Genomic DNA, 11,390 nt, shown 5'->3' with positions numbered 1-11,390 from the left:
AAGCTCAGTATTTGCAAGTGGAAACCTTACTATCAACAAGTATCGCAACACAGACTATTCTATTGTATCAGTATTTAATACAAGTAATTCAAACCTTAAGTTGAAAGTTTACGACTACACTGGTCACGTTTTTTATAGCGAAACGATCAAAGCTGAAACTAACACTCAAAAATTATTTGATTTATCAAACCTATCTGATGGCGATTATTCATTAGTATTAGTAGGAGACAATACAAGAATTGAAGAATCTTTTATTGTAAAATCAAAAAAGTTAGATGTATCAAACGAAACGATGCAAATAGCCGAGAATAAAAACTAAAATTCAAAGCATGCATTCAAAAGAAAAAAATTCGGAACATTACAATGTTTCGATAAAGTACCATCATTTAAATAAGTGTATCCCTCATCAATAAGAGATACACTTATTTTTTTGTTTAATACCCCACCTCACATACTCGCTTCACATTCTCGAAAGCTAACAGGCCCATCTTACCCAACATAGATCAATAGGACAAATATCACTTTCTAATTTCCTATTTTTTGCTATTTTTGTACAGATTCTATCAAAGCTACATTTTAACAAATGCCAATAGGCTTCAATATCTATCTACAAAGAATACAAAAACAAATATTAACAGTCTTTAGACCAGCAAAAACAATTAGAATGAAAAAATTATCAATTTTTGCATCACTGTTCATGTTGTTAGCCATTTTTACAGCTTCAACGGCCAGTGCATGTACCAATTACCTTGTAACTAGAGGTGCTAGTGCTGATGGTTCTAACATGATTACCTATGCAGCAGATTCACACGTTTTGTATGGTGAACTTTATTTTCGACCTGCTGCTGATTGGGCAGAAGGAACTATGATTGATGTTTATGAGTGGGACACAGGAAAATACTTAGGTCAAATACCTCAAGTAGCACACACAAACTCTGTAATTGGAAACATGAATGAATTCCAAGTAGCTATTGGCGAAACCACTTGGGGCGGTGTTGAAGAATTGGGTTCACAAGAAGGTGCTATTATCGATTACGGTAGCCTTATGTATTTAGCTCTTCAGCGTTCTAAGACGGCTCGTGAAGCTATTAAAGTAATGACTGAATTAGTTGAAACTTACGGATACTATAGCTCAGGAGAATCATTCTCTATATCTGACGCTAACGAGGTTTGGATTCTTGAAATGATTGGTAAAGGTAATGGCGAAAAAGGTGCTGTGTGGGCTGCTCGAATGATTCCTGACGGTTATGTTAGTGGTCACGCAAATCACGCACGTATTACAACTTTCCCTTTGGAAGGTAAAACATCTATCTCTTCTGATAAGATCGACAAAATATTCAATCCTGAAGTAACAACTGTTTACGCTAAGGATGTTATCTCTTTCGCTAAAGAAAAAGGTCTTTACACTAAAGATGGTAAAAACAAAAATTTTAGTTTCTCAGATTCATACGGTCCTGTAGACTTCGGTGGCGCTCGTTTTTGCGAGATACGAGTTTGGACTTTCTTTAACCGTGTAAATAAAGATATGGCTAAATATTTTGACTACGTTAAAGGAAACGTTAAGCTTGACAAAAATGGATATGCAACTAACCGTATGCCTCTTTGGATTAAGCCAGACCATAAAATTGAACTTTCGGAAGTTAAAGATGCCATGAGAGATCACCTTGAAGGTACTGAACTTGACATGTCCAAAGATTTAGGTGCAGGCCCTTTCGGAAATCCTTACCGATGGAGACCATTAACTTGGGAAGTTGACGGTGTTACTTATTGCAACGAGCGTGCAACAGCAACTCAACAAACAGGTTTCTCTTTTGTAGCACAATCTCGTAACTGGTTACCTGATGCTGTAGGTGGAATTAACTGGTTTGGTGTTGATGATGCTGCATCTACAGTATATTTTCCAATGTATTGTGGAGCAACTCGTGTTCCTGAATCATTTGCTGTTGGTAATGGTAAAATGATGGATTTCACTAATAAATCTGCATTCTGGGTATTCAATCAAGTAAGCAACTTTGCTTACACACGTTACTCTGAGATTCACCCTGAAATTAGAAATAAGCAATTAGAGCTTGCAACTAAATACGAAAAATTCACTAAGATTATCGATATGGCTGCTGAAGGCATGTTTAAAGCTGACAAAGCTGGAGCAATCGAGTTTCTAACTGATTTTTCTTGTAACCAAGGTGATAACTTAACTAACGAATGGAGAAATTTCTACGGTTATTTATTTGCTAAGTTTATGGATGGTAACATCAAAACTAAGGATGGTAACAAACAAAATCCTACAATGAAACAACCAGGTTATAGCGACAAGTGGAAAAAAGCTGTTGTAAAAGAAACTGGTGATAAACTTAAAACTATAGGTGCTTCTCATTAATCGAGACTCACCCATCAGAATATAAAAAAGGAAGCTTCGGCTTCCTTTTTTTTTTCTCATATATTTAATTAATGCCTCTACTGACTTCCCTACCCGATTTTAATAAAGATTTTGATATGATTGATATACAGTTCATCAAAAATTTCTAAAAGCGATATTTCTCTTTATGGCTTACAACTCAAACGGCCCTTAAGGTCAACATATCAACAACTTAAAACAATTACAACAACCACAATCGTGGATATAATTAGTAACTTTTAATATACTAAACAAAGTATATCATCGTAGCAAATTCAAAGAAAACTTTCTCAAAAATTGGTTCAAAATTAACTTTTTGAAACGATAATGAATTCTTCAGTACAATCCAAGACCCGTATTTCAATAGAAATAATTCATCCACATGTCGCTGACGTTGATGTCAGCTATCATCCATACTGACCTACCACCTATTTATAACGCTCATTTAGTGCCACTTCTGAAAATAACAGATAAATTGGTTGACCAATCTGTTTGTTATTTAAAAAAAACCTTATATATTTGGTTGACCAATTATCTGGTTAGCCAGTTGCTTTTGTTTAATAAGAAAATAGTATAGAAATGCCGAAAGAATTATTTGATAATCTAAAGGAAATCGTAATTGAAAAACCCGCTGATAAAATTGCTGATCAGATAAATGAACTCATTTCTTCTGGCCAATTAAAAACAGGGGATAAATTACCTTCCGAAAGATTTCTTAGTGAAAAATTCAATGTTGGAAGAATTTTCGTTCGAGATGCTATTCGAAAACTAGAGTTTTATGGCATTGTAAAAACCCTTCCACAAAGTGGAACCATCGTAACTGACAATCAAGATTCTGCCTTTGTTGGAATGCTTGCCAATGCTTTAAATTTGATGAATCCCGATTATAAATCACTGATGGAAGTACGTAATGTACTTGAAATTGACGCCGCAGGAAGTGCTGCAGAAAGAGCTCAGCCCGAAGATATTAAATTGATGGAAGAGGCCGTAAATTTATTAGCAAAAAAGGTATCAGAAGGTGAAGCAGGCTTGGAAGAAGATTTGTTGTTCCATGTTCGAATCGCAGAAGCAACTAAAAATGATGTTATAAAATATCTAATATCTTATTTGGCATCACACATGCAAACCTTTTCGAAGAAATATGATATCTGCCGTAATTCTAGGAATTTAAAAGCACTTAAGGAGCACAGAGTAATTCTTGAACATATTAAAAATGGTGACATTGAAAAATCCAGGGAATCAATGAAAAACCATCTGTCCAGTCTATTTGATTTTACGCCTAAGCATAAATCATAAAACAAAAGACAAATTGATGCTATGTAGAAATGTAGTGTGAGGTATTAATTCTTAGTGCTTACACACTGACAAATAAAGAACAATCTCTTTTAACAAAACACAGTTTATTTAAAATATAATATGATTTTGAACAATGTAATCTTCATAATGGGTGTATCAGGTTGCGGAAAGAGCACTATAGGTGAATTATTGTCTGAAGAACTTAGTGTTCCTTTTTTTGACGGTGACGATTTTCATCCACAATCGAATATTGAAAAAATGAGTAATGGTATCCCCTTAAATGACGAGGACAGATACGATTGGCTAGTTACACTCAATGAGCTTGCAAAAAAACAATTACAAAAAAACAGTTGTGTAATTGTATGCTCAGCTTTAAAAAAAAGCTACAGAGATATTTTAAATAGAAATATTCAGAATCAGGTTAAATGGATTCATTTATCAGGCAGTTTTGATCAAATTTTTGAACGACTAAAGAATAGAAAACATCATTTTATGTCCTCAGATTTATTGCAATCGCAGTTTGATACTTTAGAGGAACCAGAAAATGCTATAGAGATAAATATTGGTTTAAAACCACAAGAAATCATTGAAGAAATCATAAAAAAAATAAAAATGAAATCAGAATTTGGGTTATTTGGCTTAGGTGTTATGGGTAAAAGTTTAAGTAGAAACTTAGCTCAAAAAGGATTTGAAATTTCAATTTTTAATCGTGAAGCCAAAGGTACAGAAGAAGATGTTGCAATAAACTTTAAAAATGCTCATAAAGAGCTTGAGAAAGCACAAGCATTTTCAGAAATAGAAGCATTTGTTAATTCATTACAGACTCCACGGAGAATTATGTTGATGGTTAATGCCGGTAAAATTACAGATATGGTTATAGAGGATTTGATACCCTTTTTAACAGATGGAGATATCTTGATTGATGGTGGTAATTCAAATTATTTAGAAACAAAAGAACGCTACGATTATTTAAAATCTAAGAACATCCATTTTATAGGTGTTGGTGTTTCAGGAGGAGAAGAAGGAGCGCTTAAAGGACCTTCAATTATGCCAGGAGGCAATAAAGAAACGTATAACCTGGTAAAACCATACCTGAATAGTATTGCAGCTAAGGACATTAATAATTTGCCATGCTGTACTTATATTGGTGAAGAAGGTAGCGGCCATTTTGTAAAAATGGTTCATAATGGTATTGAATATGTAGAGATGCAATTGTTGGCTGAAGTTTACACTATTCTGAAAACAATGGGACATAACCCAGATGAAATTGCTGATATTTTAGAATCGTGGAAATCGAAGGCGGATAGCTACCTATTAGACATTACTGCAAAAGTACTTCGAAAAAAAGACGGCAACGATTGGTTGGTTAACAAAATAGTTGATAAAGCAGGAAATAAAGGAACTGGCAATTGGGCTGCCATAGCTACGGCTCAATTAGGCGTACCAAGCACGCTCATTCCTTCGGCATTATTTGCACGATATACCTCTTATTATAAAGAAGAAAGACTTCAAGCAAACAAAAACTTTACGATTAATCCATCGGCAATAAATCTAGATACTGAAGAAATCTTAAAAGCCTATCAGTTTGCTAGAATTATAAATCATTATCAAGGACTTAAACTAATTTCTGAAGCAGGAAAAGCTTATAAATGGAAGTTAAACTTGAGCGAAATAGCTCGAATATGGACGAATGGTTGCATCATTAAATCTGATTTAATAATGGAATTAATACCCGTTTTAAAAGAAGATGATAATATTTTAACACATAAAACAATTATAAATCAAGTCAAATCATTAAAACCATCAATAAACAAAGTGGTTTCAGAATGTATTTTAAATGAGCTAGCAATTCCTTGTTTAAGTGAATCTGTTAGCTTTTTTAATGGGTATACAACTGCAAATTCATCAGCAAATATAATACAAGCACAACGCGATTATTTTGGAGCACATACCTATCAACGAACCGATGATACGTCAGAGAAATTTCACCACACCAATTGGAAGTAATACTTAACCTAGATAATTAAACCCTTACCAAACTCTTTAAATAATGTCAGAATCACAAAAGAAGAAATCGTTATTAAAAAGAATAATTGCAATCGTTTTAAGTTTTGGACCCGGAATATTTGCCATTGGATATACTATTGGAACAGGAAGTGTTACTTCTATGATTGTTGCAGGTAGTACTTACGGCATGCAATTGTTATGGGTGCTCTTGTTAAGTTGTGTTTTTTCTGGAGTACTTATGTTTGCCTATGGAAACTATGCCTTAATTTCAGGTGAAACTGCTTTATATGGTTTTAAAAAACATATTAAAGGCGGGAGAATTTTAGCGATTTTAATAATTATTGGAATCACATTTGGCCAATGGAATTCATTAATGGGAATATTGGGAATTTCAGCCAATATGTTGTATGAAATTCTAGCAATGAATTTTGAAGGTTTAATTCCTTATAAATATGAAACGGTACTGATAATCGCCATCCTAGTAATTGCTATTTTTTATGGCTTAATGATGGTTGGTAAATATACTTTCTTTGAGAAAATATTAGTCGTTTTTGTAACTCTGATGGGACTTTCTTTTATTTTCTCTCTTCTTTTTGTTTTCCCACTTCCTGCAGATATTGTAAAAGGATTGATTCCAACTATTCCTGAAGTTTCTGGTGGTAAAATGATGACAGCGGCATTTGTTGGAACCACTATGGCTGCAGCTACATTTTTATCAAGACCTCTTTTTGTAAGAGGAAAAGGATGGACAATTGCCAATTTAAAAGATCAAAAAAATGATTCTATTGTAGCGGCTATTTTAGTATTTGTAATTAGTGCTTCGGTTATGGCTGTTGCCTGTGGTGCGCTATTTTATCAAGGGAAACCAGTAACTCAAGTATTAGATATGGCAAACACTTTAGAACCAATTGCTGGAAATTTAGCAGTAACTATTTTCTTTTTTGGAACTTTAAGTGCTGGTCTCTCCTCTATTTTTCCTTGTTTGCTAATAGCTCCTTTACTAATTGCCGATTATCAATCTGGCGAGTTAGATACAAGTTCTCGACAATTTAAGATTATAACTTTTATAGCTTGTTTAGTGGCATTAATAGTTCCAATTTTTGGAGCAAACCCAATAGAAATGCAGATTCTATCTCAGGTTTTTAATGTATTCGTATTGCCAATTGTTGTTTTGGGAATCATTTTAATGATCAATAATAAGAAGGTAATGAAAAACTACAAAACAAGTCTTGGAGTAAACATTGGCCTATTTTCAGCATTATTCTTTTCATGTGTAATTTCATATACGGGTGTTCTTGCAATATTAGAAACAGTCTAATCATAACAGTATTTGAAGTTGCACCGCTCCATTAGTTTTTACTTAGCAAGTGCAAAATATTAAACTTGCTCTCTAGCAATCTAAAAAAACATTTATTCAGTTAACTACTATAGCACAAAACATTACGAAATATGTAAATCATCTGTAGTAACAAGTATTATTTTACTACGATTAACAACTCAATTAATACATTAATATCATGAATAATAAATTAACAGGGAAAAACGTCCTAATAACCGCTGGTGCTCAAGGTATTGGCGAATCAATCACCAAACATTTTATTGATAGTGGAGCCAACGTTGCCATACATTATTTTTCCAGTGCTGATACAGCAAACCAATTAAAGGAATACGCAAACAGCAAAGGACAAAAAGCAATTACTATAAGTGGCGATTTAACAAAGGAAGACGATGCCAATGCAATGGTCGAAAAAACAGTAGAAGCATTTGGTGGTATAGACATTCTAATCAACAACGCAGGTTCACTTGTTGCACGTAAAATGCTGAACGAAATGGAAGCTAAGTTTTGGCAAAAAGTAATGGACATCAACCTCACATCTATGATGTTTGTGACGCGAGCTGCATCTCCATATCTAGCAAAAAACAGCAACAGCAGTATTGTTAATTTAGCTTCACTAGCAGGTCGTAAAGGCGGACATCCAGGATCTCTAGCCTACTCTACCAGCAAAGGTGCTATCCTAACACTAACACGAGCACTCTCTGCAGAATTGGGACCTCAAGGAACTCGAGTCAACGCCGTTGCTCCGGGTCTTATCCTTGGTACTTCATTTCACAACACCCATACTACAAAAGAATCAGCGGATGCAACAACTGCAAGTATTCCAATACAACGAGCAGGTAACGCAGATGACGTAGCCAGAGCAGTTTTATATCTAGCATCCGAATACGACGGCTTTATCACCGGTGCTACTCTCGACATTAATGGCGGTGTCTATAATATGTAATCGTTAAAAAATGAATAAAATACGAGGCTCTATTTAACGCCTGGTATTTTATGTCATTCTAATTTTCAAAAATAAATTTATGCTTAAGACTCCAGTAATACACCCAACAATTATGGAAGCGCTTGCGCGTTCAGGTCATTTTGCACAAGTTGTGATTGCAGACGGCAATTTGCCAGTCGGCGCCATGACAGGTCCTAACTCTACCACCGTACACCTCAATTTTCGTCCAGGATTACTAGATGCTATAACTGTGCTTGAAGGCATACTCGAAGTCTGCCCTGTTCAAGGTGCAATTGTCATGGAAAAGCCTGCAGAAGCAAATGCAGAAATACACGATGCTTATAAAAAATTACTTGGAGATGTAACTTGGGACGAGATGGAACGCTGGACTTTTTACGACAAAATAAGAGAACCTGCTACGACTTTACTCATTCAAACAGGAGAGCAACGTCGATTTGCAAATTTGATACTGACTGTCGGTGTAGTAAAAATGGCAGAAGAGAATGACTTCTAGTAAACTTGAAATTTTTTCTGAAAAGTGAGAATCTAATTTTTGAACCAGAAAAGATAAAATCAAACCTATTCACAATGTTATGTTGAATTGTAAATTCAAAAAAAAATTTTAAAACTAAAAAAAATGAAAAAACTAATTATCACATCCTTATCAATGGTCTTACTTCTTAGTGTTTTTCTAATAGTAAGTAGCTGTTCTAATACACCTAAAAAAGCCGATACAAAAGATGCTCAAAAAAGCGTTTATGCAAGTGAGGTTATTCCATTTTTCAATTATTGGAATTTAATTTTAGGTGATGGATCAAATGCTGGTAAAGCAATTAATTACGAGCAAAAAGATTTCTTTTATACTGCAAACGATGGCAAAAGCAATTGGGTTGTTTTTAAAACTCCTAACTCAGGAAATACTCATGGATCTTCGAACAATACCAGAACCGAATTGGCTCAATTGAAAAAGTGGTATCCTGAAACGGCTAATGATAAATTGACAGCTACGGTCAAAGTAATGAATGTATCCGCTACTGGCGATGCTCGAGTAGCAGCTTCATACGCTGTGGTTATTGGTCAAATTCATAGTGCTGATGGTTTTGAGAACGAACCTCTTAAAATATTTTACAAAAAATTTCCAGGTCATACTAAAGGTTCAATTTTTTGGGATTATGAAATCAATACTGCAGGCGATGACAATTCTGGAAGATGGGATTATTCATCTGCCGTTTGGGGTTATGACTTATCGGTTGTAGGAACTGGTGAAAACACCTATCCAGAAGAACCAAAGGATGGTATTGCATTGGGTGAAGAATTTAGTTATGAAATAGTGGTTAAGGATGGTATAATGCGTTTAAAATTTACTTGTGAAGGGCATGAAACCAAGTCATTTACAAAAAACATAATCAAATCGGATTATACAACAACTGCTGCTATTCCTGAACAAACACAAAAATTATTTGTACCTATTGGTCAAGATGGCGTAGAACGTGAAAATGCGTATACTGGTGAGGGATGTTTTTTTAAGCTTGGTTGTTACAATCAAACGAATGGAAAATCTCCTGAAGTAAATAAGAACTGGTGTTCTGGTGCTGAAATTCATGGCGGAGACATTCAAAAACAATATCAAGACGGAAACTACGCTGAAGTCTGGTTTAAAACAGGAAATATAACTGTAAGTAATAATGCCGTATCCAACCAAGGCTATTTCACTGAAAATGATGATTGGCATAGTCCTGCTACCAAATAACTGCATGAATACTGCAAATGAACTAAGTAGATAGGTAACGGTCGATTGACCGTTACTGTGTCTCTCTCACTAATAGGTTTTGAGATGGATTCAGAACAGATCGAACGGGTGTATCCATTAAATAATTTTTAGCCAAAGTACTGATAAGAACTTTCCCCCTACCCTTTGAAAGTGTAGCTGAAATAATCTCAGCGAGTAGGAACCAGTAAACCAATTCAATAACTCACCTACTTTATTTTCAGAAGAGTTCGAAATTTAAAAATGAGACTTGCTCAAAATATAAAAAAGTAAATTTAATCGACTTACTTAATCGACGCATTAATAAGGAAATTACTTTTAATCATCCACAATTTTTTTCAAAACCATTAGCTTTCATTAATAAAAATGATGTGACATCAGCTAGAATTTACAAATTAATTTTAGCTTAAAACATAACTATTTTATGAAATCAATCTTATTATTTCTCTTACTTTTCGTTTCGACACAAGAGAAAAGCTACCAACACCAACCAAATAAAGGACAATCCTCTGTTGTTATTGAAGTAGAGAATCCTATTTCATTAATCCGAAAAAGTGAAACAATAACACTTTCTGCAGCATTTATTAAAAAAGCACTTCCTCACGAAAAGGTGAATTTCATTCAGGTAAGAGATTTAAAAAGCAACACCTTACTTACAACTCAACCTATAGATTATAATGAAGACGGAATTCCAGATATTTTTTTGTTTCAGACTGATTTTGATCCAAATGAAAAGAAGGAATTTGAACTTAGTAAGCTAAAAAAGGAACACTTAAGCTCATCAAAAGTTTATGTTTCTTACATGCCTTCAGAAGAAGGAATGGAAGATTTTACTTGGGAGAATGATTTTATAGGCTATCGCTTTTACGGACAAGAAAGAGCTCAAAAACAAGGCACAGGAATCGCTATGGATATTTGGTGTAAACGTGTCCCTGACTTTCTTACCAACAAGTGGTATGCACCATCACAAAGTTATCATATTGACAAAGGTTATGGTGCGGATCATTATAGTTCTGGTAAAAATCAGGGATGTGGTGGTTCTGGTATTTTTAAAAACGATTCCATCTATTTTTCAAAACCTTTTTCAGACTGGAAAATTATTGCAAAAGGCCCAATTCGTGTGGTGTTTGAATTAAAATTTACTGGATGGACTTTAAATAATGATATTATTGAAACCAAACGAATAACACTAGATGCTGGTCATTATTTTAATAAAATTGAAAGTCGCTATAACTCGGATATTGCTTCTTTAGGTTATGAGCATGCCGTAGGCTTTGTTCAAAGAGATGATTCAGACACTAAGATTGCCCAAAATTCAGGATGGATAACGAGCTGGGAATCATTGGGTAAAGCTAACGGAAATTTGGGTACTGGCTTTATAGCCTCAGCAAAAGATATTATTGAAATTAAAAATTTCAACAATCATATAATTAGTTTAATGAATCCAAAACCAGAGATTGGAATTTCCTATTACGTAGGCGCATCTTGGGATGAATTTGGATCTGTAAATTCTAAAAAAGAATGGACTTTATTTGTTGAAAATAGAGCTACGCTTATTAAAAATCCGTGCAAACTATCTATTAAACAACAATAAAGCTTATGGAAACTTACATTCCATAAATAGCGTGGCTAAAAGTTAGTC

General features: G+C 34.3%; 9 protein-coding genes. All 9 read left to right on the top strand.

What is annotated here, in order from left to right:
• A partial coding sequence (locus EMN46_RS15500) for a T9SS type A sorting domain-containing protein (RefSeq protein WP_154201732.1) occupies positions 1-319 on the top strand: 319 nt, incomplete at its 5' end.
• 345 nt (positions 320-664) lie between these two features.
• A complete protein-coding gene (locus tag EMN46_RS15495; RefSeq protein ID WP_154201731.1) occupies positions 665-2,377 on the top strand; it encodes a dipeptidase in 1,713 nt (570 codons plus the stop codon).
• Between the two features lie 597 nt (positions 2,378-2,974).
• Positions 2,975-3,691 (top strand): FadR/GntR family transcriptional regulator, encoded by a 717-nt coding sequence (locus EMN46_RS15490; protein ID WP_154201730.1) that lies wholly within the window; start codon positions 2,975-2,977, stop codon positions 3,689-3,691.
• A gap of 120 nt (positions 3,692-3,811) precedes the next feature.
• A complete protein-coding gene (gene gndA, locus EMN46_RS15485) occupies positions 3,812-5,698 on the top strand; it encodes an NADP-dependent phosphogluconate dehydrogenase (RefSeq protein WP_195715287.1) in 1,887 nt (628 codons plus the stop codon).
• A gap of 43 nt (positions 5,699-5,741) precedes the next feature.
• Positions 5,742-7,016, top strand: coding sequence for an Nramp family divalent metal transporter (locus tag EMN46_RS15480; RefSeq protein WP_154201729.1), 1,275 nt, complete (start codon positions 5,742-5,744; stop codon positions 7,014-7,016).
• Between the two features lie 199 nt (positions 7,017-7,215).
• Positions 7,216-7,980, top strand: coding sequence for an SDR family NAD(P)-dependent oxidoreductase (locus tag EMN46_RS15475; RefSeq protein ID WP_154201728.1), 765 nt, complete (start codon positions 7,216-7,218; stop codon positions 7,978-7,980).
• A gap of 79 nt (positions 7,981-8,059) precedes the next feature.
• On the top strand, positions 8,060-8,494 hold the full coding sequence (locus EMN46_RS15470) for an RbsD/FucU domain-containing protein (protein WP_154201727.1): 435 nt from the start codon (positions 8,060-8,062) through the stop codon (positions 8,492-8,494).
• A gap of 123 nt (positions 8,495-8,617) precedes the next feature.
• Positions 8,618-9,730: a polysaccharide lyase family 7 protein gene (locus tag EMN46_RS15465; protein ID WP_154201726.1), complete on the top strand. Its 1,113-nt coding sequence runs from the start codon at positions 8,618-8,620 to the stop codon at positions 9,728-9,730.
• Between the two features lie 442 nt (positions 9,731-10,172).
• Positions 10,173-11,342 carry a DUF4861 family protein gene (locus EMN46_RS15460; RefSeq protein ID WP_154201725.1) on the top strand — a complete coding sequence of 390 codons (1,170 nt, stop codon included), beginning with the start codon at positions 10,173-10,175 and terminating at the stop codon, positions 11,340-11,342.
• Positions 11,343-11,390: the final 48 nt, after the last annotated feature.

It is taken from the genome of Ancylomarina sp. 16SWW S1-10-2 (assembly GCF_009669305.1).
In the GTDB taxonomy this organism is placed as follows: domain Bacteria; phylum Bacteroidota; class Bacteroidia; order Bacteroidales; family Marinifilaceae; genus Ancylomarina.
This window is presented reverse-complemented; position numbering and strand designations above follow the sequence as displayed.